This is a genomic window from Geobacter sp. AOG1, from assembly GCF_019972315.1.
Classification (GTDB): domain Bacteria; phylum Desulfobacterota; class Desulfuromonadia; order Geobacterales; family Geobacteraceae; genus Geomobilimonas.
The window spans coordinates 124,086-151,071 of record NZ_BLIZ01000001.1 but is presented as its reverse complement, the minus strand read 5'-3'; the positions used below and the strand labels follow the sequence as shown (position 1 = coordinate 151,071).

Genomic DNA, 26,986 nt, shown 5'->3' with positions numbered 1-26,986 from the left:
TGGGCGGGCCTTGATATCAGAGAGTTGCCATGGTGCGGAAGTAAGGACTCTCTTACACGGCGTTATCATGAAAATTAAATGAACACTCCCGCTGGGCGCATGCGCCCTGCGGGAGTGTCAACAGCGCAAAACAATGCGGCCGTTCCTTAATACTTATCTCTCTTCACGCTCGCGCCTGAATTCTCCACCCCGTTCTTCTCTCCCCCTTTGCCTGATCTCTTTTGGCCAGTGGGATCTCGGCAGCTCCGCCCAGGGTCCGCTCCTTGATCTCGAGTAGTTCCAGCGATCGCCCTGATAGAAATAGTAGTAGCCGCTCTGATAGTAGTACGGTTGTGCTACATCCAACTCGATAACCGCTGGAAGAGCCGGGGCCACTTCCACGCCGTAGCCTCCCGGGCCCGGCGTCACCACGCATGCCGTGAGCATGAACGCTGCAAATAGCGCGACAAAAAACATGCTGAGTAAACTTTTCATTTTTTGCTCCTTTGTTGAGGGTGCTTTTGTCTCCGGATGCCTCAAAACCGGTAGCCGATCCCCCCCAGAAAGACGTCGGAGTCCCGGTTGTAGCTCGTGATGATCCGGTCCCAGGTGGCGCGTATGTGCCAGTGCTCGCTGAGCCGGAAACTGCCCGACATCGAGGCGATTTCGGCTACGAAGGCGTTGCTGTTCCGTCCCTCTTCATGGCCGCCGCGGCGTTGATCCACGGCGTAATACCCGCCGAAGCCGGCACTGAGGGCAATACGGTCATCCAGGAAGGGCTTTGCCAGCCAGAGCTGGGTGGTCAGGCCGTACCGGTCGATCAGGTCGTTTCTTCCCTCGTAACGGGCCCCTGCCGTCAGCTCCAGAAAGCGCCAGAGTCCGCGCCGGTATTCGAGAGCGATGGCGCGCGAACGTCCCTGGCCGGGGATATTCACGACCGTTTCGCCGCCAAGCACCGTCAGTTCGTTGTCGGTGGTTGTCTTGGTGAGGCGGGTTCCTTTCACGTCAGGTCCCGGTGAAGGCGGTGCATCGAGCTGGTAGCCGATGCCGGCGAGCGCCGACAGGGTATTGAAGCTTTGCCCCCCCCTGACCCAATAGCCTTGCAGTTGGTAGAACAAGCGGCTCTCCGTATACCAGGTCGCCGCCACGTTGACCATGGTCCCCCAGCCGTGAAAATCCTGGGCGGCGCCTCCGTTGGCAGGGTGGATGGTGTCGTAATAGAACAAGCCTCCGAAGCCTGCGCCCAGCGAAAGCTGCCGATCGAACAGATTGGTGCGGACCCAAAGATTGGCGGCATTGGCGTCACGGTGGTGCGAGATAAAGTGCCCCTGGTTCACGTACGAGAGGGAGTAGGCGAAATGCTCGCCAAGCCCCTCCATGTACTGAACTTGCCAGGCGAAGGTTTTCTCGACAGGGTTATTGGTCCACCCGTTACCGCCGAGAAAGCTGATTTCCCCGGCAAAAGCCGGCCAGGCCAGAAGAACTAATATGAGCGAAAGAGTTGCACGGCGCATGGCAGCTTCCCCCCTTTTCCCGTTGATTTCATTCTTATGGGTACCACAGGGAGGTTGCTTGTCAATGGGACCAGGTGCGTTGACAGGCAGGCAGTGTTGGATAAACTTAGTTCTGCGTAAGGTAAAATGTAGTACCTATGGAAAGGAGAAAACATCATGCTAAAACTGTATCGCATGTTGAAATTCCTGGTCTGCATCGGGCTGATTACCACCTTCCTGGGGTGCGCAGCCACGCAAAAGCAGGAGAGCACCGGCCAGTATGTCGATGACTCCGTCATCACAACCAAGGTGAAAGCCGCAATCTTTAACGAAGCAACGCTTAAAACCTTGCAGATCAACGTCAAGACATTCAAAGGGGTAGTTCAGTTAAGCGGTTTTGTCGATTCGGCGCAGAGCGTTAAAAAGGCAGGAGAGGTTGCCGGCAGCGTAAATGGTGTCGTTTCGGTGAATAACGACCTGGTTGTAAAATAGCAGCATAGATTCAGGTGCATTCACAACCCGCTCCGGCGGGTTTTTTCGATTCTGTTAGACGTTATCAGGGTGCTGAAAAGGCAGCGGTTGACGCTACTGACAGCCGTTGCTACAGGGGGGAGGGCGTTATGCTCTGGACAATCTGCGTGGTCATGATAGTACTGTGGCTGTTAGGCATTGTTACTTCATATACCATGGGGGGGCTGATCCACATTCTGCTCGTAATTGCCATTATAGTGGTGCTGGTACGCATCATTCAAGGGCGGAAGGTCCTGTAGCATCCTGTCTTTGCCAGTCCGAAAGACTGCAATTCTCCAACAGAAGGGAACAAGCTAACAATGGTACGGACGTGGCCCCATGCCGATCCGTAGAAACGAAATGCACGTTAAAGCAATGGAGGCATCCGCATGATGCACCTGAGAATGCTGTTCATCACCTGCCTCCTCCTGTTGCCCGTGTCAAGTATGGCGGCGGACGACGGCTACGGCTACCCGATTCCGGGATCGTATGAAGCCACCATTCTCGGGACCCCGGCAAGCCTCATCCCCAAGTTCCCCGCAAAGATGCGCACCCGGCAACTCGTGCTTGATGTCATCCCGGACCGGCAGATACCTCCGGTCTTCTTTTACGACACGGGGCTGCGTTGCACCTTCGCCTACCAGGAGCAAAAGGCACCGCTGGTATTCCTGATCGCCGGCGCCGGCTCCAGTGACCGGGCTCCCAAGCTTTTGACCATGATGAAAGCCTTCTACCAGGCCGGCTTTCATGTCATTACCCTGCCGTCGCCCTCCCTTGCCAATTTTATTATCTCCGCCTCCCAAAGCAGCGTCCCCGGCGACCTGACCGAGGACGCTGCTGACTTGTACCGGGTGATGGAGACCGCCTGGAAGCAGGTGGAAAGTGACATCGAGGTATCCTCCTTCCATCTGTGCGGCTATAGCCTGGGAGCCAGCCAAGCCGCCTTCGTGGCGAAGCTGGACGAGGAGCGCCGGGTCTTCAACTTCCACAAAGTGCTCATGATCAATCCTCCTGTAAGCCTCTACAATTCGGCGACAAGGATTGAGGAACTGGTGAAACAGATTCCCGGGGGATCCAAGAAGCAAGGAATATTTTTCAACAAGATGCTGGCCAAGTTTAGTCAGTATTATCGCTATGGGAATTTCGTCGCCATCAACGATGATTTTCTTTACTCGATATACACGGAGCGTCTTTTCTCCCGCGAGGAAACCGCCGGATTAATCGGGCTCACCTTCCGCATCAATCTGGCAGGCATGATCTTTTCCTCCGACGTGATGACCAACGGCGGCTACGTTGTGCCGAAGAACCGTCTGCTGAGTGCCACCGATTCCCTTTTCGACTATTTCCTGGTCTCCACCCACTTGAGCTTCTTCGACTATTTAAACGAGTACTTTTATCCCTACTTCCAAAAGCGGCGGCCGGGACTCACCAAGGAGGCTCTCATTGAGTCAGAGTCCCTCAGGAGCATCGAAGGGTACCTGAAATCGTCTGCCAAGTTCGGCGTGATGACCAACGAGAACGACTTCATCCTGACCAAAGCGGAACTCGATTATCTGCGGCAGGTCTTTGGCGAGCGAACCAAAATCTACCCGCGCGGCGGCCATCTGGGCAACCTTGAGTACCAGGAAAACCTGGATTACATGGTCGCTTTCTTCAAATGACAAGGAGGGCACCACGATGACGGTTTCCCGCTACCGAGCCTGCCGGGTCCTGGTCCACAGGATAATCCTCGCGTTGGTGTTGTTGCTGTCCCTTGCCGGGTGCGCCGGAACCAGGGCGAATACCCCGGCAGAGGTGTCGCCGATGCACTCCATAAGCGAGTTCCGGGATCAGCGCTTCGCCGAGGTAGCGGACCCCTGGGAGGGGTTCAACCGAAGCATGTACCGGTTCAACTTCTACTTCGACAAATACCTCTTCCTCCCCGTGGTGAATGGTTACGAGTTCGTCACTCCCACCTTCCTCCAGGAACGTATCTCCGGTTTCTTCAATAACCTCGGGGAAGTCAGAAATCTCACCAACAGCCTGTTCCAGCTGAAGGGGACGGAGTCGGTGACGACGCTTGGCCGTTTCGTGACGAACAGTACCTTTGGGCTTGGCGGCTTGTTCGATCCGGCCACCAGTTTTGGCCTGGAGCGGCATGATGAGGATTTCGGCAAGACCCTTGGCTACTGGGGGGCAGACTCCGGGCCGTACCTGGTGCTGCCGATATTGGGCCCCTCGTCCCTGCGCGACGCGGGAGGTCTCGCCGTGGATAGTGGCATCAGATACGGGATTTACACCGCGATCGATCCGTTTGGAAACTCCGACGACGCTTTCGCCATCACCTCGGGGATAACGACCCTTGAGGCAATCGATACGCGGCACCAGCAGAGTTTCCGCTACTATGAGAGCGGCTATCCCTTCGAGTACTACATGGTCCGCTTCTTTTACCACGAGAAGCGCGAAATCGAGTCAGGCAAGCCTCTCCCCGCAGAGTGACAGGATGTAGGAGTTGGCATGAATCTGCTGGATGTTTTTTTATTCGTTATTCCGACCAGTTTATCTCACGAAGCCTCTCTTCCAATCAGGCTTATTAAATCCATGAGGTTATTCCACCCCAACCTCGAACTCGACCCGGCTCACGGGTTCCCCTCCCCTCGCCGGCACCCTGTACATGTCCCCGCTCTTCTGGAAGACCCGCGCTGAATCCATTTTCCCCTGATTAACGAGAAACGCCTTGACCCCGGCAGCCCTGGCTTTGGCCAGGCTCCGCAGTTGCTGCTCGCCCACGACGGTGTTAGCCAGAATCAGCTTCTTCATCTCCGCATCGGGGATCGCCTTGATCAGCCCGAGGATGTTCCGCGGCTTGGGGAATTCTTCCTTGGCGTAGACCGCCTTCAGGTATCTGACGTACTCCTCGCGGGAGATCTGCACGGTCTCAGGAGAATCGCCCGGCTGGTTCTTCTTCTCCTTCACCATGGAGAGGAACTTCTCGGCGCGCATCTTTTCCAGGAGGAGCTCGTTCCGTAACCCCTCATCGTCACGTTCCCTGTCCACAAAACCGACAACCTCGATCTTAAGCGCCGGCCTGTCGCTGAGCACCGTAGCCAGCTTCAGAAGTTTTTCCCGTTCGCCGAGGGAAAGCTCGGCGGAGCCATAAGCGAAGCCGACGCTTCTCAAGTCCTCCTTCACGCCGAACATGGACTGGAGCAAGGTGAAGGGGGAGTTCGCCGCAGTAACGACGAGATTCTTCAGGATATCACGCACCACGCGCCAGACACTGAACTGCGGGTCGTCGGTCCGTCCCGTGACCGGTAGGACGAGGCGGATCTCCCCCTTCCGGTCCTTGAGGAGAGCGACGGCAAGGCGGACCGGAAGGTTGGTCGCCTTGTCGCTTTCGATGCGCTTGCCGAAGTCAAGCTGATCGATGAAGACCCTGTTCTCCGAATCGAGCTTCCTGCTCTCGATCCGGTAGTTGGAGTCGAGAAACAGTTTCCCCTTGTCTACAGCATAGCCGAGGTAGGTCCCCGAATAGGGGGTCATGGGGGAGAGTTCAATATCGGTGAAGCTCACCTTGAGGTCGGCGAAGAGGTCGGCGCGCAGGGGGTTGATTCGCCCGGTAATCCTGAGAGGGGATTGGTTTTGCAGGTTGCCGCGCAGGTCCACGTCGGCAAACCGGTTCTCCTCGGAGGAGAGGCCACTTACCCGTCCCCCCAGATTGAAAAGGGCCGTGGTGTATCCCCCCATCACATGGTGGTCGGTGAAGGCAAGGGTACCGTCCTGCATGGTGACCGTGCCGATCCGGACCATTCTCCTCTTCCTCCCGGCCGCGGTTTCCTTCTCTTCCCCCTCCGGTTCCCGAGTGTAGAGGTGCTGGAGGTTGAGGCTTCCGTCCTTTTCAACGATGATCCGTGAATAGAACCGGGTGAGGGCCACATCGCCGATATCGAGAGCAAAGGGGGCAAGGCTCCCGTTCATCTTGTCCAACTGGAGGCTTTCCCATTTCAGAAGGTCCTCCCCCTCGGCGTCGAGACAGTATAAGGAACGGATGCCGGCCGACCCGCCGAACGTGCCGGTCAGGCGGTCCCCCTCGGCAGCTAGAGAGACGGCGAGACGGGCATCGACCTTGCCGTCCGCTACGACCATGTTGAGGTTTTCAGGGAAGTAGGGGGCGAAATCGGTGAGCGGAATCCGTTGCATGGTCACATTCCCTTTAAGCTTCCAGGGGGCGGGGGTGGCGCTGCCGGAGACCCTGAGCGAGCCCCCTTTCCCGTATGTCGCCGCTACGCTGAAGGGGATCAAGCCAAAGGGGGGGCCGGCGAGCTTCTCCAGGGTGAAGGCGATCTTTTCAAGGGTGAAGTTCGGCCGCTTTGCCAGCATCTCATCCGAAAAGGAAACGTTCATCCCTGACCCGGCGATGCGGCCGATCCGGTAGCGGAGTGGTGGTGTCGCCGCCTTATTACCTTTCGCAGCCCTCTTTTCCCACTCGGACAGAAGGGCCAGAGGCAGGAGTGTCCCCTTCCGTATGCGGGAGAACCGGAGATCGCCATCCCTGAGGGTGACATCGGCCGCTTCCAGCAGGTATTCCTTCTGGCTGAACCTCCCCCCGGCGAGGGAGAGCGACTCCAGGGTTATTTCCTCACCCTTTTCGAACGGTGCGGAAAGCTGCCGGACCTGGATGACGACCTTCTCGATCCTCATCCCATCCGGCCCGCCGAAGTCCAGATTGGCTGCGACATCGAGACTCCCCTTCAACTTGGCGCCCAGGACCGAAGCGAGGTAGGGGTAGTACGCTTCCAACATAACCCCGGTAAGCTCAATCGACGAAGAGGTCACCAGCGGCAGGGGAGAGAACTCACCTTTCAGGCTCCCCTTCTCCCCGCGCAACGTTGTAAAGGAGAGGGCATAGCTCGCCCGTTTTCCCGGGGAGGTTGAGTAGCCTCGCATATCTAGGGAGATCCCTTCCAGGTCGGCCGTAAACCCGCCGGGAGGGAGGCTGTCAATGAAGTGGAACCGCCCGTTTCTGAGCCGCGTCTCTGTTACGCTGACGAGCGCTTTCCTGCGAGGGGCGGCGCTAGGGGAAACCTCACCAGCAAGCCGGCTGTGGCTCCAGACCCCTTTTTTGTCGCGCGACAGGAAGACCTCCAGCCCGTCGGCGGATAGGGAGGAGAGCTCGAACTCCTCTGCCAGGAGCCGGGCGCGGGTGATCCCTGTGTCGAGCCGCGTCAAAGCCAGGAAGGGAGCCCCGGTCCGGTCGACTATCTTCATGTCAGCCAGGGTCACGCTGCCGTTGAGCGCCAACTCCGGGTTTTCCATCTGCGCCGCCCGGTAGTTCACCTCTACCTTCGCCGATACCCGCCCTGATTCGACCCGGACCGGGAGCGCTCCGGGGACGTAGGCAAGGTAATAGGGGAGGGAGACCTCCTTCAGTTCTAAGGCTATCGAGGCCTCAACTGCCTTGGGGAACGGCCTGAGTTTTCCCTCCACATGAAGCGGAGAGCCGTTCACTACTGCGTTCAGGCGGGGGTTGATGTACCGGTCGGCAAGATACGGAATGGTAGTGATAAAGGGGACGGCAAGCTCGACCTTGCGCAGTTCATGCCGCTTCTCGACGGGAAGCCCTTGGTCGATGAAGTCGATGGAGCCGTTTGTTATCGTGAGGTTGTTGACGGATAAACGGGGATGCAGAGGCAGCCACTTCAGGAGGTCCGAGAAGTTGTAGCAGTTTGCCCCGACCCTGACGATGCGGAGGTGGGGAGAGTTTATACGGGCCGCAGCGATGATCGGCGCCCTCCGGTAGAGGGATAAAGGGCTCACGGCGATCCGGGCGCTGCTGAAGGCGGCGAAGGTCTCCCATCCTCCCTCCTCGGAGAAACGGAAGTCACGAACCTCAATCGTCCAGGCAAAGGGGTTGATGGAAATCCCGCCGATGGCGAGCTTTCTGCCGGTCGCAGTCTCCACCTTCTGCACCGCCTGGTTTTTGACGATGCCTGGGAGCTCAAACGCGACGAAACCCGCCAGGAGAAGCACGATGCCGCTGGTAATGAGCGCCGCTTTCTTCCATCGCTTCATCGTCTATCCCTTGCATTAGCTCATCGGAGGGAATTACCATAGAAGCGTCTTCTCAGGAAGTATAACTGCAAATAAACATGTTACAATTATTCTGCACGACTGTTGGGAGGAGCGCATGGCGGTGATGGTCGACCCGGAGAAAAGCAGCCTGTTGCGAGCGGCGCCGAGGCTAATGCAAATCCTGCGCGTGCTCGTCCGACACAAGTTCCTCGGCGCTCTGCGCGGCAAGAGTCATTGGCCATCGCCGAAAGAGGTCCGGGAAACTTTCGAGGAACTGGGGCTGACGTTTCTCAAATTCGGGCAAGTGCTCGCGATGAGACGCGACCTGCTGCCGGACGCCTACATCGATGAGCTGGAGCTGCTGCAAGACCAGTTGCCGGCGCTGGGCATTGACGCGGTGCGCGCCAAAGTCGAAGACGAACTGGGCGCCCCGTTGACGAAACTCTTCGCATCGTTTGGCGAAACGCCGCTGGGTTCCGCCACCATAGCACAGGTGCATGAGGCGACGCTGCATGACGGGCGTCGCGTGGCCGTGAAGGTGCAGCGGCCCGACCTTGAAGCGATGATTGCCACGGATGTCGCGGCGCTAGCCTACCTGGTCTCGCTTATGGAAAAGCTCTTTCCGCGTCTGATTGCGCTCGACCTCCCGGTTCTGGTGCGTGAATTTGCCAACAGCCTGAACCGGGAAACCGATTTCAGTCGCGAAGCGCATTCCATTGTGGTCTTTCGCACCGCCTTGGCGGATATCCACGACCTCTGGATTCCGGATGTCGTCGCAGAATATTCTACCGGAAACGTGCTCACGATGGAATTTTCGGACGGCGAACGGGTGGATATATACGCGAAGCTGCATCCGGAAGCGATGCCGCGCTCGATCAATACCCTGGTTCGGTTGATGCTGCAGACGATCTTCGAAGAAGGGTTGTTTCACGCCGACCCGCATCCCGGCAATGTATTGATCCTTCCCGACGGACGACTTTCCCTGCTAGATTTCGGGATGACGGGCGAGCTTGACGAACCGATGCGCGACTCGCTGACACTCCTGCTCGAAGCGGTGGTCAAAGGCGATGCCCGGGGGGCCACCGAGGCGTATCTCGAAATGGCGCCGCAGGGGAGCGAAAAAGTCAACCGGGCGGCGCTGCTGGTGGACATAAAATCAGTGCTTCATGATATCCATCGGAGTGACATGGCGGATGTTTCCATCGGAGATGCATTCGATTCACTGCTGCGTGCCGGGAGCCGTCACGGAGTCCACAACCCTGGCGAATTTTTCCTGCTGACGCGCACGTTCGTCATCCTGGAATCGATGATCCGGGAACTCGATCCGGATCATGACTATATGGGATCGTTTCGCGCTGAAATCTCACGACTGACCGCGCAACACTTTTCTCTGGCGCGGATAAAGGACAAAACGGGCAAGCTGGCGCGCGAAATGGAGCGCCTGATGAATGATGCGCCCGGCGACACGCGCCGCGTCCTCAGGCGAATCGCCGAAGGGGATCTGGGACGATTTCAGGCTCCGGCGGTGGAAGCCCTGGGAGGGCGCATCAGCCGCAACCTGGAACGGCTCACCGGCGCCATCATTTCTGCTGCGCTCATGGTCGCCGGAGGGCTGATGATTGTTGCGCCAAAGGATGCCGGATGGCACCATAATGTCGGTCAGGCAATGATCGTCGCCGGGATTGCCTGGGCGATCATCCTTACTGTCAACACTATGCGCCGTGACCGTGGCCGCCGCTGACCCCCCCTGCGCTCACTGCGGCTTGACGTACATGAAATTTGCACAACAGGTACAGATATGAACGATTACGATAAAACGAAAGCGCAGCTGGTTCATGAGATCACCGAACTTCGCAAGCGATATGCCACACTTGAAAAAACAGCGATTGAATGCAAGCAGCTGGAAACGGTAATCCAGGATGCCCGGGAATATGCCGAGAACATCGTTGAAACCGTACGCGAACCACTTGTGGTGCTCAATTTCGACCTGAAGATTCTCACCGCCAACCACAGCTTCTACGATACCTTCAAGGTAACGCCCGAAGAAACTATCGGCTATTTCATCTACGACCTCGGTAACCGGCAATGGGACATCCCCAAGCTGCGGGTTCTCTTTGAGGAAATTCTTCCCCACGATACCGTGTTCAATGGCTATGAAGTCGAGCATGATTTTCTCGACATCGGCCGCAAGACCATTCTGCTCAACGCCCGACAGATTTTTCGGGAAGATATCGGTTCACACATTATCCTCCTGGCGATGGAAGACATTACCGAGCGCAAGGTGGCGGAGGAGCGAATCAGCGAAGTTATTCGTCAGCAACAGGCCATTCTTGACAATATCCCCAATATGGCCTGGCTTAAGGACAGAAAGGGTCGGTATGTCGCGGTAAACGATCCCTTCAGCAAGGCGTTTGGCTTGGCACCTGAGGATCTGGTCGGGAAGAGCGATTATGATCTCTATCCGCCTGAACGTGCGGATAAATACGGGAAAGACTTCAAGAATGTCATGGCGACCAGGACGCGTACGTATTGCGAAGAGTCTATTGTTGATCGGGAGGGGAAGATTCAGTACGTGGAGAAGATCGAAACGCCCATCTTCAATGACTCAGGAGTGGTCATCGGTATCATCGGCATCGCCCATGACGTTACCAGCCGCAAGGAAGTTGAAGTAAAGCTCAGACACGATAGTACTCACGATATGTTGACCGGTCTCTATAACCGGGCGTTTTTCGATGGAGAGTTGGAACGGCTTGCCCATGGCAGAATGTTTCCTGCAAGCATCGTGATGGCAGATGTCAACGGTCTGAAAACTGTCAATGATACCCTGGGGCATGAAGCGGGGGATAATCTGATCCGGTTGGCGGCCCGGCTTATTTTGGGAGCATTCCGGGCCGAGGACATAGTTGCCCGTATCGGGGGAGACGAGTTTGCCGTTCTTCTCCCGGGAACGGACAGAATCGTTGCGGAGCAAGCTGTCAAGAGGATTATGCGGTGTCCTGAAATCAGCAATGGTCTGGTGAGTATCGCTTTCGGAATTGCATCCGCAGAAAACAAAGATCAACTCACGGAAGCTTTAAAGCTGAGTGACGAGAGAATGTATCAGGATAAATCCGACCAAAAGGAATAAAGGAGTGTAAAAGGTTAGCGAATGAGGGCGAACCGTCGCTGTTGCCGGAAGAGGAGATGCTCTATCAACTGCGGGTGGCGATCCAGATCGTGTGCCGGTTTCCCCCGGCGGTGCCTCGCGCCCGCACACTGACCTCTTCCACCTCAAAACCGGCCCGGCACAAGCGTTTGGTGAAGGTCATGTCGGGACCGGCCGACCATACCGCCAACACGCCGCCGGGCTGCAGCGCGGCAAAGGCCGCCTTGATTCCCGCTTCGGTATAGAGCCAGTCGTTGCCTTTGCGGGTTAACCCTTCGGGTCCGTTATCCACGTCGAGCAGGATGGCGCTGTAGGCCTGATGCTCCGTCTTCAGGACAAGGGCGACGTCGGCCTCCCGGACAGTGACACGTGGATCCTGAAGAGGATGGCCGGTCAACTCTCCAAGGAATTTTCGGTTCCATTCCACTACCGCCGGCACCAGTTCGGCCACTACCACCCGGCTTTCTGCATCGAGTAGCCGCAGTGCCGCGGCGGTGGTAAACCCCATGCCCAACCCTCCGATAAGTATGCGGGGAGATTGCCTGTTGCCGATACGTGCACACGCGAACTCGGCCAAAGCATCTTCCGAACCATGAACGCGACTGTTCATGAGTTCACAACCGTTTACCCGGATCGAAAACTCCGTGCCCCGGGCATAGAGGCAAAGTTCGGCGCTGTCGCCGGGCACCAGGGTGCTGTCGAGGAACTTCCAGGGAATCACGACCATCTCCACGTGCTGCCGTCAATGACTGAAAGGGAAAGAACGCTCCGGAGCATCAGGCAGAGGTCCCCCGGGCTGCTTTCAGCCAGCCTGCAAAGCGTTCTCTCGCCCTCTTGGCTAAAATCCGTCCGAAGACTTCCTGGTCGTAGAGGTACAGGCAGTGTCTGATCAAGGTGTAGGGGCTGAAAGTTCTGTCGGGGTTTTCTGCCATTAAATGGTCGCGATAATCCCTGGCGGTTTTTAAATTCTCGATCAGGCAGGTATGCAGATCCGACTTTTGAAAGCCACTGTCCAGCTTCAGAATATCCTGGACGAAGTCGTCAACTTTGTGGTCCTCGAATTCGAAATCCCTGAAGAAATGGCCAGCGACACGCAGGAAATTAAAGACGTTTACCGTTTTTGCGCTGGCTGCCGCTGCTGCCTGCCCCGCCGCCTCTCGGGCGTCATCGAGGGGATCGCTGATCGGCGCCACCGTTGCCTGTTGCATCAGTTCCGTAGTGGCGTTGCGGATTTCCTTGAATTCCCGGTCGGCCAGTTCAAACAGGGCAGAGAGAATGTTGATCCTGCGCTTGAGGTCGATGGGGATCGACTTTTTGTATTTGATCTTGTGGTCCAGCACACTCCAGGCATCCTGGATCAAGGACCTGATCTGCACTTCGAAGGGTTGGTCCGCACAGGGCAGGTACTTCGGCTGGGACGCCATCTCGTCGTTCAGGGCCAGGTCCAGGTGCAGCCCCTTGTAGCCGAAGGAATCCTCGGTGCTCTCCACGGCCAATATCTTGTCGGTCACATCGAGGGTCTTGAAGTGCCGTTGCAACACCTCCGACACCACGGGGATCTGGTCTTCGTAGAGGCAAACGATGCGGATGCCGATCAGGTCGGAAATGAAATCCTTGATCTCGTAGGGCTGTTCATCGGTTTCGAGTTTGCCTTGGTACTTACGATGGAATTTCTTGATGCACTCCTCTTTCTCTTTGACCCGGCCTTCGATTTTCGTTATCTCGCCCACTTCAGACCGCTTGAGCAGTGAACCGATGACGCGGATATAGGCGTTCCTGGCCTCGGCGAATTGCTTCCGGTTGCTCTCGTAGTACTTACTGAAGACTCTTTTTTCCTGCTCAAAGTCCAGAGATGCCATGGTGATTCCCTTTATTCTCCCTTGTCATTCCAGATAGGGTTTAGTTTGTCGTCGGGATGCAGCTTTACGAGCTCCTCTGGATCCACATGCCAAAAGGACTTGTCGATAGAGCCCTCCTCGTATTCCCGTTTTTGGTCATGGGCAAACGGGCACCACCAATTTTCCACTATTTTCACCAAATACACAACATACCTGAAAAGCGCGACACTCAAGGGACAGTAGAGCTTGCAGTTGAAGATCCAGAAAAACCGGTAGTGCGCCGGATGAAACCGAGAAATATTGATTGCCGGCTGCTCATTGTTTTCATACCGATGGGAAATCCAGGCGGGGACAAAATCAGAATACGATTTGATATCCATGCCGCCGACATACTTCAGATGCGTTTTAATCAGAATAACACCGATAGCCACGAATGGTACGGTCGTGATTATCGGCAGGTAGATGAGGGGGACACCGAGGATTACTTTCCATAAGAGTTGTCGTTCGTAATTACAGCCGATTCTTACTCTATCCATAGATTTTTCCTTTTCCTGCATTTACATGCTTAAACGGCATGTGGTCGTGCCAAGGGCCCAACGGGTCTAAAGCGTGAGGCTCGCAACGTAATTCCCCTGTTGAGGGAATAGGGCCTCATGCCAATTGATGTGACCGGAAAACGGGGGGGCGTCGAAATGACGAAGAGAAATGATTTCTGGTGGTAGGTCAGTTGGGTAACTGTACGCCGTTATCAGGTTTATAGCCAGGTATTACGACTCCAGGGCACTGTTTTTTAAAGATACCGCTTTTCGCGGCCGCACCTTGTGCAGCAGCCGATCCATATAGTAGTAGACTACGGGAGTGATGTAGAGGGTCAGAAGCTGCGACGTCAGCAGCCCGCCCACAACCGCGAGCCCCAGCGGTTGCCGCGACTCTCCACCAGCTCCCAGCCCTACGGCAATGGGGAGGGTTCCCATCAGGGCTGCCATGGTAGTCATCATGATCGGCCGGAAACGTACCATCGCCCCCTCGAAAATGGCGTCCAGCGGCTGCTTGCCATTCTCCCGTTCGGCTTCCAGGGCGAAGTCGATCATCATGATGGCGTTCTTCTTGACGATGCCAATCAGCATGATGATGCCGACAAATGCATAGATGTCCAGATCGCATTTGAAGATCATCAGGGTAATCAGTGCGCCGAAACCGGCTGCCGGCAGTCCGGAAAGGATGGTAATCGGGTGGATGTAGCTTTCATAGAGCACGCCGAGTACCACGTAAATAACGAAGATCGCCATTGCCAGGAGCAGCCATAAGCCGCTGAACGAGGACTTGAAGGCCTGGGCCGTACCCTGGAAGCTGGTGCTGACCGACGGGGGGAGGGTGGTGCCGGCCAGTTTATCGACCAGAATCATGGCATCACCCAGGGCAACTCCGGGGCGGAGATTGAACGAGATGGTCACCGCCGGCAGCTGCCCCAGATGGTTGACCGCCAGCGGGCCGATGGTTTTTGAAATGGTTGCGATGGTTTCCAGCGGCACCAGCTGATCTGTTTTGCCACGAATGTAGAGCATCCCCAGCGCTGCCGGATCACCCTGGTAGCGCGGGTCGAGTTCCATGATCACCTGGTACTGGTTGGTCGGGGCAAAAATGGATGAGACCTGGCGCGACCCATATGCATACGACAGCGCATCCTCCACCTGGAGTACGGAGAGCCCCAGGGCCGCCACCTTGTCCCGGTTGATCTCCACATGCACCTGAGGATTGCTGATCTGCAGGTCGCTGGTCACGTCCATCAACTCCGGCAGTTCCCGCAGCTTCGCCTCGAAATCGGTTGCAGAACGGTACAGCTCATCCGTATCCTGGCCCTGCAGGGTGAACTGGTACTGGCTTTTGGAACTGGTGCCGCCGATCTGGATCGAGGGGACGTTTTTCAGGAAGACGCGGATACCCGCAACTTTGGCAAGTTTGGGGCGCAACTCCTGGATAATCTCGTCGGCAGAGAGTTTACGCTCCTCGCGTGGTTTTAGCCGCATGAAAAACCGGCCGGTATTGCTGCCACCGCCGCTGCCGATGGATGACATGAACCCCTCGATATTGGGGTCCTTGGCGATGATGGCCGCCACCGCCTCCTGGTGCAGTTTCATATCCGCGTAGGATGTCCCCTGGGCCGTCTCGGTGTCGGCGTTGAGCCGGCCGGTGTCTTCGGTCGGCAGGAAGCCTTTGGGAACCTGGGTGAAGAGCCAGCCGGTAAACAGGGTGAGAACGATTGTCACCGCCATGACGGTCCGCCGGTAGTGCAGTACCCGTTGCAGGGAACGTTCGTACAGATGAAGCATGCCGTCGAAAAAACGCTCCATGACCAGGAACAGCCGGCCATGATGCGCAGTTGCCGGCGGTTTCAGAAAGCGGCTGCAGAGCATGGGGGTCAGGGTCAGGGAGACGAAGCAGGAAACCAGGATCGCCGCACTGATCGTTATGGCGAATTCATGCAGAAGGCGCCCCAGGATTCCTCCCATGAACAGGACCGGGATGAAGACCGCCACCAGTGATATGGTCATGGAGATGATGGTGAAGCCGATCTCTTTGGAGCCCTTGAAAGCGGCCTCCATGGCACTCTCACCCTTTTCCATGTGCCGGACGATATTTTCCAGCATGACGATGGCGTCATCCACCACGTAGCCGACCGCCAGGGTCAGGGCCATCATGGAGATGTTGTTGATGGAAAAGCCGAGGAGATGCATGACGGTGAAGGTGCCGACGATGGACATGGGGAGCGCCAGCGACGGGATGATCGTGGCGGAAAGGTTGCGCAGAAAGAGGAAGATCACCATGATGACCAGGCCGATGGTCAGCACCAGGGTGAACTTTACGTCGTGCATCGATTCACGGATCATGGTCGAACGGTCGTACAGGACGTTCAGATCGACCGAGGCCGGTATCTGGCTGCGGAACCCGGGAAGCAGATCCCTGACGCTGTCCACGACCTCGATCGTGTTGGTTCCCGGCTGGCGATAGACGGCCAGCACGATGGCTCGCGTGCCGTTGTACCAGCTGGCGGTCTTGGTGTTCTCCACGCTGTCGAGAACAGTCCCGAGCTCTTCCAGCCTCACCGGTGAGCCGTCCCGGTACGCCACCACCAGCTTTCGGTAGGCGGCCGCCTTGAAGAGCTGGCCGCTTGCTTCGATGGTATATGCCTGTTTTGCCCCGTCCAAAGTCCCGGTCGGCAGATTGACATTGGTTTCGTCAATGGCGGTCGCCACTTCATCGATACCGATCCGGCGGGAGGCCAGCGCCTTCGGATCGAGCTGGGCCCGGACGGCGTATTTCTGCGACCCGAACACATTGACCTGGGCCACGCCGCTGATGGTGGAGATGCGGCGCGCGATCAGGGTCTGGGCATACTCGTCCACCGAAGAGAGCGGCAGGGAAGGGGAGCTGAGCGCCAGGTAGAGCACCGGCTGGTCAGCCGGGTTCACCTTGCGAAACGATGGCGGCGTCGGCATGTTTTTCGGCAAAAAACGGATGGCCAGTGAGATGGCCGCCTGGACATCCTGGGCCGCCGCATCGATATCCCGGTCGAGGTTGAACTGGAGGGTGATCCTGGTGGTGCCGATACCGTTGGTCGAGGTCATGGAATCGACGCCGGCGATGGTCGATAACTGGTTTTCCAGCGGGGTCGCCACTGCCGATGCCATGGTGTCCGGATTGGCGCCGGGGAGACTGGCATTTACCTGGATGGTGGGGAAATCCACGTTGGGGAGGTCGTTCACCGGCAGCCCGCGATAGGAGACCGCCCCGAAGATCAGGATGGCGATCATGACCAGGGAGGTCATGATGGGACGGCGGATGAAGATATCCGCGATATTCATTACTTCTTGCTCCCGGCAGGTTGTTTCTCTTTCGTCTCAACGACCGCCCCGGGGGTCAGGCGCAGCTGGCCATCCACCACCACGGTCTCACCCGCTGCCAGCCCCTTCTCGATGACCGTTTCTTCTCCCGCCGCTATGGCAGATGTTACCTGCCGCATCTCCACCGTAGCATCCGGTTTCACCACGTAGACGAACTCTCCCTCCTGGCTGGTCTGGATGGCATGGGTCGGAATGACCACGGCATTTTGACGGGAGGCGAGCGTCATGACCACATCGGTAAACTGGCCCGGCCAGAGTTTGCGTGCCTTATTGGCGAAAACCCCCTTGAGCTTGATGGTGCCCGTGGCCGGATTTACGGCATTGTCCAGAAAACTGATCGTACCGGTCTCGGTGCTTCCCGGTTCATTGGGGATAACGGCCTCGATCTTCAGTTGGCCGGCGGCCATGGCCCGTTTTATTTCAGCAAGCCGTTTTTCGGGGAGGGAAAAGGTGACATAGATCGGGCTAAGCTGATTGATGGTCACTATGGGCAGATCGTTCGCCTTCACCAGGTTGCCCGGTTGCAGGGCAACGGTGCCGGTGCGGCCGGAGATCGGCGACCGGATGGAACAATAGCCGAGCTGGATTCTGGCGTTCTTGATGGCGGCCCGATCGGCAGCCAGGGTGGCCGCCAATGATTCGGCGTTTGAATGGAGCGATTCATACTGGTCCCGGGTTACGATGCCATCCTTCAGCAATCCTTCGTAACGGTTCGCCTGTTCCCGCGCAAATTTAGCCTGGGCCTGATCCTTTGCCAGGGTAGCCTCGCATTGGCTCAGCGTTGCCCGGAACGGTTCCGGGTCGATACTGATAAGCAAGGTTCCCTTCTCCACATCGCTCCCTTCCGTGAAATGGACCCGTGCGATCTGGCCGCTTACCTGCGACTTTATGGCAACAGTGGTGTATGCCTCGATGTTGCCAATGGCCTTGATCTGCACCGGCACATTTTTTTGCACCGCCTGTGCCACCTTTACCGGTACTGGCGGTTTGGCTTTAGGCTTTTCTTTCTTGGCCGTACAGGAGGAACAGCAAAGGAAAAGAGCGGTGATAATCAGCGTTAGGGGTGTTAGCTTCAAGAGGCCTTCTTTCCTGATACACGAAAAATGGCGACAAAGCCGTAGTCTATGCGTTTTGAGGTCGGTCGTCAATAGAGGACGCTAATTGACTCATGCGGCCTGTATCTCCGTCTACTCCGGCTTCCCCATCCGGACGACTACCCGATGCTTCACCAGTCCTTGTTCCAACGTGATCACGCCACCGGGTACTCGCTGCCCATCCATCTCCACCCAGGCGACACCACGCTGGCAGCCGTGCGGATTCTCCACCTGGATCGCGTAGATCGTTTCACCGTGTCGATAGCGGAGGCTGAAGCCCTTCCACGCCGCCGGGATGACCGGATGTATCCGCATCTGGCTCCCACGCACCTGCAAGCCGAGGACCTCTTCGATCCAGGCCCGGTACATCCACGCCGCCGAACCGGTATACCAGGACCAGCCACCCTGTCCCACCCGACCAGGCAACCGGTAGACGTCGGCCGCGACCACGTAGGGTTCAATCCCGTAGTGCCAGACCGCGTCCGCATCGCGGGCGTGTTCGATGGGATTGAGCATACGCAAGAGATGTACCGCCCGCCCCCCGTCCCCTTTGCGGGCCATGGCCATTGCCATCCAGAGAGCGGCATGGGTGTACTGGCCGCCGTTCTCCCTCACCCCGGGGGGATACCCCTTGATGTATCCTGGCGAGGGTTCCGATGTGTCGAAGGGTGGCTCGAAGAGCAGCACCAGCCCTTCATCCTCGCGGACAAGATGGCGCCAGGCCGACTCCAGTGCTTGATCCGCGCGCTCAGGGTCGGCTGCACCGGAAAGCCAGGCCCACGATTGGGGGAGGGAATCGATCCTCGCCTCCCTGTTTGCAGCGGAGCCAAGCAGGCTACCATCGTCGAAGGTTCCCCGCAGATACCACTCCCCGTCCCAGCCGGCCTGCTCGACCCGTTGAATCAAGGCAGACCGCTCCTCTTGGTAGGTCCTGCCCAATTCCGGCTGGTGCATGAGGCTCGACAGTTCGACCATCCCCTGCAGGGACTCGCAGAGGAACCAGGCGAGCCATACGCTCTCACCTTTTCCTCCGGCACCCACCAGGTTCATCCCGTCGTTCCAATCCCCCGTCCCCATCAAGGGCAAGCCATGGGGGCCGATCGTCAGGCCGCGGCTGACTGCGCGCCGGCAGTGTTCAAAGAGCGTGGCGCGTTCAAAGGTGACCTCCGGCGTGGAGAATACCTCGCGTTGATCGTCAGCCAGCGGGGGGGCGTTGAGGAAGGGGACCTCTGCCAACAGGATGTCGGCATCGCCGGTCGTCCGGACGTAGTGAGCGACCACATAGGGGAGCCATAGGAGGTCGTCGGAAATACGCGAGCGGATCCCGGCGCCGGCAGGTTCATGCCACCAATGCTGAACATCCCCCTCCTTGAACTGGCGGCTGGCGGCCAGCAGAATCTGGTCGCGCGCCAGTTCGGGCCTGGCGTAGAGGAACGCCATGACGTCCTGCAACTGATCGCGAAAGCCGAATGCGCCGCCAGACTGGTAAAAAGCGGAGCGCCCCCAGATGCGACAGCTTAAGGACTGGTACTGCAGCCAGCGGTTGATCAGGAGATCGGCGGCCAGTTCGGGGGTCTGTACTTCAACCGTGCCGAGCAGCGCATCCCACCACGTTCTGGTCCGATCGAATGCGTCCTCCAGCGCCAGTTCCTCACGGTAGCTCTGCACCAGTTGCCGGGCTTCCGCCACGGACCCGGACTGGCCCAGCATGCAGGTAATATCACGTTGTTCGCCAGGTGCCATTTCCAGGGTCACCCGGAGTGCCGCGCACGGGTCAAGACCCGCTCCGGTCCGTTGTGACAGCCGGGTCAGCTCCATGGCCGCCGGGTTGGCCAGAGAGCGGTTGCGGCCGATGAAGGAGGTGCGGTCACCGCCGTATGAGTCGGCCTCGGGAGTGATGGCCACGAAGGCGACCCGCTTTCCGTACTCGGGGTGGTAGCGGTTCCGTGCCAGCAGTGCCCGGGTTTCGGTATCCCACGTGGTCATGACGTGCATCTGGGAGGTTTCGCGGTTCTCGCCAAGGGTCAATTCCACATAATAGGTCACCGAGAGCCTGCGCCTTCGGGAGGAGGCGTTGGTGAGCCTAAGCCGCTGCAACTTGATCGGCTCGCCCCCGCTTTCATCCACGGGGACGAAGACGGTCAGCTCCTGCTCGATCCCGTTACTGTTATGTTCGAAGACCGTGAAGCCGGCCCCGTGCCGTGCCCGATAGGCGGTTTCCTCACGGATCGGTGCGGCGGTCGGCGACCAGAATGTGCCGCTCTCTTCGTCGCGGATATACAGCGCCTCCGACGCCGGGTCCAGCACCGGGTCGTTCGACCAGCCGGTCAGACGATTGCGCTGGCTGTTGCCATACCAGGTGAAGCCGGACCCCGTTTCGCTGACCAGGGTGCCGAAGCTGGGGTTGGCGATGACGTTCACCCATGGTGCGGGGGTGTTGGTGTCGGGACCGAGATAGATCACGTATTCATGTCCGTCCGGCGTAAAACCACCGAGGCTGTTGAAATAGTTCAGCTCCATGAACGGGAGCGGGGCCGAGGGCTCCCGGGGAGAACGTTTCCGGACCAATGTTTCCAGAAGTTCGGCGGCCTCCACCGGAACTCCCAATTGCTGGGGTAGTGTGCCGCGAGCCGCCACCAGCATGACACTGGACGCGGCCTTGAGGAGCATAAGGTCCTCCTCGGGGATGTGCGCTGCACTGCGCAGGAAGACCCTGCCCGGCCGATCAGCCCCGGCAGTCAGGGAATGGCTGTGAATCAGGCGTTCCAGCCTTTCCTGGAGCGGCCGTTCATAGCCCCCGGCTTCCTCGTTGAGGATCACCAGGTCCGTGGGAAATCCGTGTAGGCGCCAATAGGTGTGGGCCTGGAGCATCTGGCGGACCAGGGTGATATCCCGCGCCTCGCCAATGGTGATCAGGGCCATGGGCAAGTCGCCCGAGATGCCGTAAGGCCACAATCCTGCCTGCCCCTTGCGGTTGTCTTCAAGGCGTTCGGCGGATGCGCGCAAGAGGGGATTGGGGAACAGCAGGTGACTTGCCAGTTGCTGGAAACGGCGCGCTTCGTCAGGCTGGATGTGCAGCATCTGCAACTCCTGCTGGGCCGAGCCCCAGGCGAAATCCATGGCCCGTTCGATCGCATGGGGGTCGCTGTACTTATCCATCAGCAGCAGCAATTGTTCGCGGGTTGTCCCGGCAGCGAGCACCAGGGAAACCCGGGCGCGCTGGCCCGGCTCAAGCGTAAGACTCTGCCGCAGGCTTAAGCTGGGGTCCAGGACAAACCCTTGACTGTTGCCGAGCTCTTGCACGGCGCCCATGGGATTGGCAAGGGTCCGACCGCGGCCGATGAAGCGCCCACGGTCGGTTTCAAACTGCCACCCCTTTCCGTGCGGGCTATCATCCCCTGTGTGCTCAAACGTCAAGCGGTGGGCCACATACAGAGGCGGATCGTTTTCACCCCGCGGCCTCCGGTAGGCGAGGAGAGCCTGTTGCTCGGGGAGTGCCTCGGTCTGGATGAACAGCTTGTTGAAGGCCGGGTGCTGGCGGTCTGCATTGTGGGGCGCCATGGAGAGTTCGACGTAGCTGGTCAGGTCGAGATGGCGGGCGCGATTGGTGCGGTTTACCAGGGTAATCCGACGCACCTCCACATCGTCTTCCGGTGAGACGACGACCTCTGTTTCCGTCTGGATTCCGTTATCGGCGCGGCGGAATACGGCCCGATCAAGGGCAAATTCAGCGGAATACCCTTCAATCTTCCCGCCGACTGGGTGATAGGTGGTGGACCAGACACGATTCGGCTCGACCTCATGGATGTAGCAGAAGGTCCCCTGCCCGTCACAGGTCTGATCCGACCGCCAGCGGGTGAGTTCCTGTCCCTCCCACTGACTGTAGCCGCCACCGCTGTTGGTAACCATCACGCCATAGCGGCCGTTGCAGAGAAGAATACTCTTGGGGGTGACGGTATGGGGTGTGGTAAAGGTGCTTCCTGCCATAGCTACCAGGTCTGCAGCCAAAAGCTGCGGTTCACTCTGCCGGGTCGAAATAAGGTGCAGTGGCGGAAGGGTCGGGATGCGCTCCTGAAGCAGGGCCTCAAAGGCACGCACCCGCGGATCGCTATGGAATCGTCGCGGGAACGGGTTCCCTTGGAGAAAGTTGGTCAGCGCCAGGAAGGCCATCCCCTGGTGATGGGCCATATACGCCTCGATGATCACCCCGCGCTTGAGAGGCTGACCCTCCGCGTCACGCTGCGGTTGCCGGCTGAAATCCATCGCCTCATAATAGCCGTAATCCCCGAGCAACCCCAGCCCAGCAAGTCGTTGCAGATTCTGCACGGTCTCACCCGGCGCCACGTTCAGTGCCAGCAGGGTGGCATAGGGAGCGACGACCAGCTTTTCCTCAAGACCACGCTTCAAGCCGAGCGCCGGAACGCCGAAAGCCTTGTACTGATAGGTCTTGTTGCTATCCAGATCGGCAAAGGCGGACTCGGAAATGCCCCATGGGACGCGGTGTGTCCGCCCGTAGGCAATCTGGACCGCCACCGCTTCCCTGGCCGCCTTGTCCAGGAGCGAGTTGCCATAGGAGCGCTGGAACAGGAGCGGCATCAGGTATTCGAACATGGTCCCGGTCCAGCTGAGCAACACGCGCTGCCGGCCGATTGCTCCGTAGGGGCGGCTCATGGAAAACCAATGCTCCAACGGGACATCGCCCCGGGCAATGGCGACGAAACTTCCTAGCCGCGCTTCACTTGCCAGCAGATCGTAGCTGGAACCGTCCAGACGGTTCGTAGAGACGTTGTAGCCGATGGCGAACAACTTCCGCTTGGGGTCATAGAGAAATCGCATCTCCATCCCCGCCGACAACTCGCGGACCTTGACGATCAACCGCTCAACCATCCCCAGGGTCTCGCCTGCCAGCCACTGCGCAGTCGCAAAGGCCGCAATGACGCGGTCGAGCCATGGGAGGAGCGATGAGCAGGCAGGGGGAGCATCCTCCCGGATTGCGTTGAGAATCCGGATCGTGTCGATTCGGCCATGGGCAAGATCGAAGAGGGTCGGCGCCCGGGACAGGTCCTGGCGGATGGCGAGCAGGGCCGCCGGCCCCAGTTGGGCAAGTTCCGTTTCCGTCTTTTCGGCAAGGATTTCGATCCAGGTGAAATAGCGATCCGAGATCGCTATCCAGGCGGCCACCTGTCCCTCCATCTCCCCGGCCCATGAGGCCGCACCCCCCGGAACAAGCGGGACCCTGAAGGTTCCCTCCATTTTCCGCAGCAGGCGCAGTTCATCAACAATACGGGCTGGTGGTGACTCCCATTCGTCCATCAACTCGTCCAGGATGTGGAGATCGAAGCCGGCACGACGTTCTTGCCCGACCATCTGTTTCAGGATTCCGCCGGTGTCGCGAAAGCCGGCAAAGGCTTTGCCATCGAGAATCGCTCCGTGCATCAGCTCGTCAAGCCCCTGTTCCATTGCAACCAGGGCACCCAGCAGGTTTCCGCTGTCGACAGTGGAGACGTAGCGGGGTTCGAGCGGAGCCAAGGTCTGGACATCGTACCAGTTAAGGAGATGCCCTTCATGACGTTCCAGGCGGTCGATGGTTTCCATGGTGCGGGTCAGTCTTTCCACGACCTGGTTGATGGTAAGGTAGCCGCAATCGTGGGCTCCCAGGGCGCTGGCCATCCAGAGACCGATGTTGGTGGGACTGGTGCGCATGGCCAGGCGGTTCTGATGGGAGACCTGGTAATTGTCGGGTGGCAACCATGATGTGTCATCGCTGACAAATTCAGAGAAATAGCGCCAGGTCCGCCGGGCGACCTGCCCGAGGAAACGGCGGTCCGTTTCCGGCAGCGGTTGCGTCTGCTGCTCAACGGGTCGCAGGTTCAGGAGCCAGCCGAGCAGCGGGGAGAGGAACCACAACACGAGCCAGGGGGCTGCCAGCGGCAGGCTGGCCGGCATGACGCGCCAGATCGCCCACCCAACGATGCAGCTGAAGAGGCTTCCCAGCGCCAGGCTTGCAACAAAGAGCGATTGCCGCCGGGAAGAGCTCCAATGGGTAGCCTGGGCCGTCCACTCCAGAAGATTGTGCCCGGATATCATGCGACGGTAGAAGACCCGGGCGATGGCATCCAGGGTCACTGCCGCCTGGTGGGGGAGCAGCGCGGCATCGGCTGCCGCCCGCAACAGGTCGTGCATGACCTTCGACAGGTCGAAGTACTTCAGCCCCTTGCGGGTGGTGGCCATGGTGAAAGGCTGCGCCAGAGGGTGGAAGAGGAGCTGCATGCCAATCACCAGCGTGGCGATGATGCCGATTCTCGGGGAACTGAGCCAGGACGCAATCAGCAGGCCCAGGCTGGTGGCGGGCACCAGGCTGCGGCGCAGGTTGTCGAGGATTTTCCAGCGGTTCAGCAGGGAGAGCGGGTTCGGCCCCCGGCCGCCGGAAGCCTGCGGAACACGCGGGAAGATCCACCCTGCGATCTGCCAGTCGCCGCGAATCCAGCGGTGGGCCCGGCTGGCGTAACTCTGGTACCCTTGCGGGAATTCGTCAAAGAGCTCGATGTCGCTGGCAAGTCCCACCCGGACGTGAGCACCTTCGATCAGGTCGTGACTCAGCACCCACTCTTCGGGGAACCGTTCTGACAGCACGCGACTGAAGGCGCGCACATCGTAGATGCCTTTGCCATGGTACGAGCCTTCACCGCTCAAGTCCTGATAGACATCGGAGACTGCCTGGGAGTAAGGATCGATGCCGACCGCATCGGCGAAGAGCCGGCTGAAGGTCGAGACGCTCGTGCTCGGCAGGGTCGGACTTACCCGTGGCTGGATGATGGTGTAGGAGCCGGCCATGATGTTACCCGAACCATCAAAGCGGGGCTGGTTGAGGGGATGAGCCAGGGTCTCGACCATTTTGCGGGCTGTTGCGTGCGGCAGTTGGGTATCGCTGTCCAGAGTGATGACGAAGCGGACGTCCGTAAGATGATCGGGGTCCCCCACGTAGACCATGGGTGGGGCGGTTTCGGGCCGCGTGCCGTCGATCAGGCGATTCAGTTCCTCCAGCTTGCCCCGTTTGCGCTCCCAGCCGATGAATTTCTGCTCGGATTCGCTCCAGCTGCGCTCCCGGTGGAACAGGAAAAAGCGCTCACCTCCATGGTGCCGGTTGAGAGCTTCCAGGCATTCACTCGCGGTCTGGAGGAGCCGGCTGTCATTTTCACGCGAAAGCGTGATGGAATCGGTGTAGTCCGTGAACAGGCTGAAGAGCAGATTTGCTTCCTTGTTGGCCAGGTAGCGGATTTCCAGCTTCTCCACCTCGGCTTGTACTGTCTCTGCATTCACCAGCATCATCGGCACGACCACCAGCGTGCGGAACGCATCGGGAATACCCGTATCCTCGAAATCCATTCTGGGCAAGGGGCGGGGGGGGAGGAAACGGGTGACCATGTAGTTGACCACCTCGATCGCTAATTGGCTGACCGGAATCAGCAGGAACAGCAGAAGTCCGAGCCGGATCGCGGGCGACAGCCCACTCAGCCCGAGGCCTGCGGCTACGGCGATGAACAGGGTTACGAAGCCGAAAATTCCAAGGGCGTAGACTGCGGCGTGATGGCGATAGACCCATCCCAGGGCCTGATAACGGGGCGCTTCACGGCATGCAAGCAGCTGCACCAGTTCAGCCCGGCCTTCCCCGACCAGCCATGTTCCGACGTGGCTGCGCCGTTCATCAGGAGTTGAATCACGACCAGCCTGTGTCGCCAGCTTGACAACGCGCTCGGCGACCTGTTCCTCGGTCTGGGCAGAGCCGCGGGCAAGGTCTTCAATCGCTCGTCGGCAGCGGTCACGGGTGGCGAAATCCATGGAGGGATAGACTCCGGATGGATCGCGACGCAGCAGCAGTTCTATCCGGCTGAGCTTTTCGAATATCTCCCGCCAGTCCAGCAGGGCAAGCTGGCGCAGACTGGTGAAGGCGTTGCCGCATGACAACTGCTCGCTGGTCTGTCGGTTCTGCTCCCTCAGGCTGAAGTCGTGCATGGGGTTTTTGAGCGTGCGTTCGAGCCAGCTCTGCACCGGCGCCAATGCGGCTGCCTCGTCATAGAGCAGACTGACCAGCTGCGCACCGAAATAGGTCGTGGGGCACGGCTCCGTGGCAGCAAGCTCGGCGAGGATCGCGAAGAGTTGGTTCGAATCGCGGCGGTTGGCGGCGATCAGCCGGTTTGCCCAGAAGTCGGCCAGCTGCCGTTCGCGCAGGTCCTCCAGGGCTGTGACTGCAAGATTCCGGATGCTTTCGATAAGTGCAATGCGCAGCATCTGGGGAATCGCCCAGAGTTCGCCGATCGTCAGCGTGCGTACGGATTGGTGCGCCTCGATAAACGCCAGGATGTTTTCCCGGTCCAGGTGCAGTTCATTATGGGAAACGAGATTCTTGGCAAGACCATAGATGCATGGCAGTCCCTGGTAGGGATCGGCGGACAGGGCGGGGAGTTGCTGGTAAAAGCGTCGGGGAAGGTTCAGCAGGACATCACGGGCGCTCCCTTCCAGGATGTACTCGTTATCGAGTATCCAATCGGCGGCCGGCGTGGCTTTCTGTTCCAGACGGCTCGCTGCGGAGAGATCCGCGCATACCTCGCGGACCCATTGACGGGATTGCTTGAGTCGTTTGAGCAGTTCGGTAGAGTGCTGCGGGCTGAGGTCCACCTGCTGCTCCCGGGCATGGCGCTGGGCATGCTCCTGAACCTGCGTTGGGGAGAGCTTTGCCGCGGAATTCCGAGCCTCGAGCCGTCGTTCACGCTTTGGATGCATGACGAACAGCGCCGGAGGGATATCGCCGCTTTCCCGCAGCAGAGCCACCGGCCGCTGTAAAGATTCGACCGGTGCCTGGAGGATCAGGACGGACTCCCCGGACACGATCCAGCGGGCATGATCGTGCAGGACCCCCGACCCAACACCGTACCTGGAGCGTCGAAGCCATAAAAGACCTGCCATGGCACCGATT

At 58.8% G+C, this 26,986-nt stretch carries 15 protein-coding genes; 6 read left to right on the top strand and 9 right to left on the bottom strand.

What is annotated here, in order from left to right; genetic code table 11:
- Positions 1 to 153: 153 nt before the first annotated feature.
- Positions 154 to 474, bottom strand: a complete 321-nt coding sequence (locus LDN04_RS00630; protein WP_223905319.1) for a hypothetical protein — start codon at positions 472 to 474, stop codon at positions 154 to 156.
- 41 nt (positions 475 to 515) lie between these two features.
- Positions 516 to 1,493 (bottom strand): hypothetical protein, encoded by a 978-nt coding sequence (locus LDN04_RS00625; RefSeq protein ID WP_223905316.1) that lies wholly within the window; start codon positions 1,491 to 1,493, stop codon positions 516 to 518.
- Positions 1,494 to 1,649: 156 nt separating this feature from the next.
- Between LDN04_RS00625 and LDN04_RS00620 the strand changes: the two genes are divergently transcribed.
- The 4 genes from LDN04_RS00620 to LDN04_RS00605 all read left to right on the top strand — a co-directional run bounded on the left by LDN04_RS00620 (position 1,650) and on the right by LDN04_RS00605 (position 4,460).
- Positions 1,650 to 1,964: a BON domain-containing protein gene (locus LDN04_RS00620; protein ID WP_223905314.1), complete on the top strand. Its 315-nt coding sequence runs from the start codon at positions 1,650 to 1,652 to the stop codon at positions 1,962 to 1,964.
- A gap of 128 nt (positions 1,965 to 2,092) precedes the next feature.
- Entirely contained in the window at positions 2,093 to 2,242 is a 150-nt protein-coding gene (locus tag LDN04_RS00615; RefSeq protein ID WP_223905312.1) for a lmo0937 family membrane protein, read from the top strand.
- 129 nt (positions 2,243 to 2,371) lie between these two features.
- Entirely contained in the window at positions 2,372 to 3,643 is a 1,272-nt protein-coding gene (locus LDN04_RS00610) for an alpha/beta fold hydrolase (RefSeq protein ID WP_223905310.1), read from the top strand.
- 16 nt (positions 3,644 to 3,659) lie between these two features.
- Entirely contained in the window at positions 3,660 to 4,460 is an 801-nt protein-coding gene (locus LDN04_RS00605) for a VacJ family lipoprotein (RefSeq protein WP_223905308.1), read from the top strand.
- Between the two features lie 108 nt (positions 4,461 to 4,568).
- On the opposite strand, the gene LDN04_RS00600 is transcribed toward LDN04_RS00605, so the two are convergent.
- Positions 4,569 to 8,033: a DUF748 domain-containing protein gene (locus LDN04_RS00600; RefSeq protein WP_223905306.1), complete on the bottom strand. Its 3,465-nt coding sequence runs from the start codon at positions 8,031 to 8,033 to the stop codon at positions 4,569 to 4,571.
- A gap of 115 nt (positions 8,034 to 8,148) precedes the next feature.
- Here LDN04_RS00600 and LDN04_RS00595 point away from each other — a divergent pair, with 115 nt between their 5' ends.
- Both LDN04_RS00595 and LDN04_RS00590 read left to right on the top strand, forming a co-directional pair.
- On the top strand, positions 8,149 to 9,774 hold the full coding sequence (locus LDN04_RS00595; protein WP_223905304.1) for an AarF/ABC1/UbiB kinase family protein: 1,626 nt from the start codon (positions 8,149 to 8,151) through the stop codon (positions 9,772 to 9,774).
- Between the two features lie 57 nt (positions 9,775 to 9,831).
- A complete protein-coding gene (locus tag LDN04_RS00590; RefSeq protein ID WP_223905302.1) occupies positions 9,832 to 11,160 on the top strand; it encodes a sensor domain-containing diguanylate cyclase in 1,329 nt (442 codons plus the stop codon).
- A gap of 64 nt (positions 11,161 to 11,224) precedes the next feature.
- On the opposite strand, the gene LDN04_RS00585 is transcribed toward LDN04_RS00590, so the two are convergent.
- From LDN04_RS00585 to LDN04_RS00560, 6 genes are all read right to left on the bottom strand, one after another.
- Positions 11,225 to 11,899 (bottom strand): spermidine synthase, encoded by a 675-nt coding sequence (locus LDN04_RS00585; protein WP_223905300.1) that lies wholly within the window; start codon positions 11,897 to 11,899, stop codon positions 11,225 to 11,227.
- Between the two features lie 55 nt (positions 11,900 to 11,954).
- Positions 11,955 to 13,037, bottom strand: a complete 1,083-nt coding sequence (locus LDN04_RS00580; protein ID WP_223905298.1) for a GTP pyrophosphokinase family protein — start codon at positions 13,035 to 13,037, stop codon at positions 11,955 to 11,957.
- A gap of 11 nt (positions 13,038 to 13,048) precedes the next feature.
- Complete coding sequence (locus tag LDN04_RS00575) at positions 13,049 to 13,552, bottom strand: hypothetical protein (protein WP_223905296.1); 504 nt, start codon at positions 13,550 to 13,552, stop codon at positions 13,049 to 13,051.
- Positions 13,553 to 13,783: 231 nt separating this feature from the next.
- The gene (locus tag LDN04_RS00570) at positions 13,784 to 16,879 is read right to left on the bottom strand and encodes an efflux RND transporter permease subunit (protein WP_223905294.1); all 3,096 of its coding nucleotides are present in this window, start codon (positions 16,877 to 16,879) and stop codon (positions 13,784 to 13,786) included.
- A complete protein-coding gene (locus LDN04_RS00565) occupies positions 16,879 to 17,994 on the bottom strand; it encodes an efflux RND transporter periplasmic adaptor subunit (protein ID WP_223905292.1) in 1,116 nt (371 codons plus the stop codon). The genes LDN04_RS00570 and LDN04_RS00565 overlap by 1 nt, the downstream gene beginning before the upstream one ends.
- A 111-nt stretch (positions 17,995 to 18,105) precedes the next feature.
- Complete coding sequence (locus LDN04_RS00560; protein ID WP_223905290.1) at positions 18,106 to 26,976, bottom strand: GH36-type glycosyl hydrolase domain-containing protein; 8,871 nt, start codon at positions 26,974 to 26,976, stop codon at positions 18,106 to 18,108.
- Positions 26,977 to 26,986 lie beyond the last annotated feature (10 nt).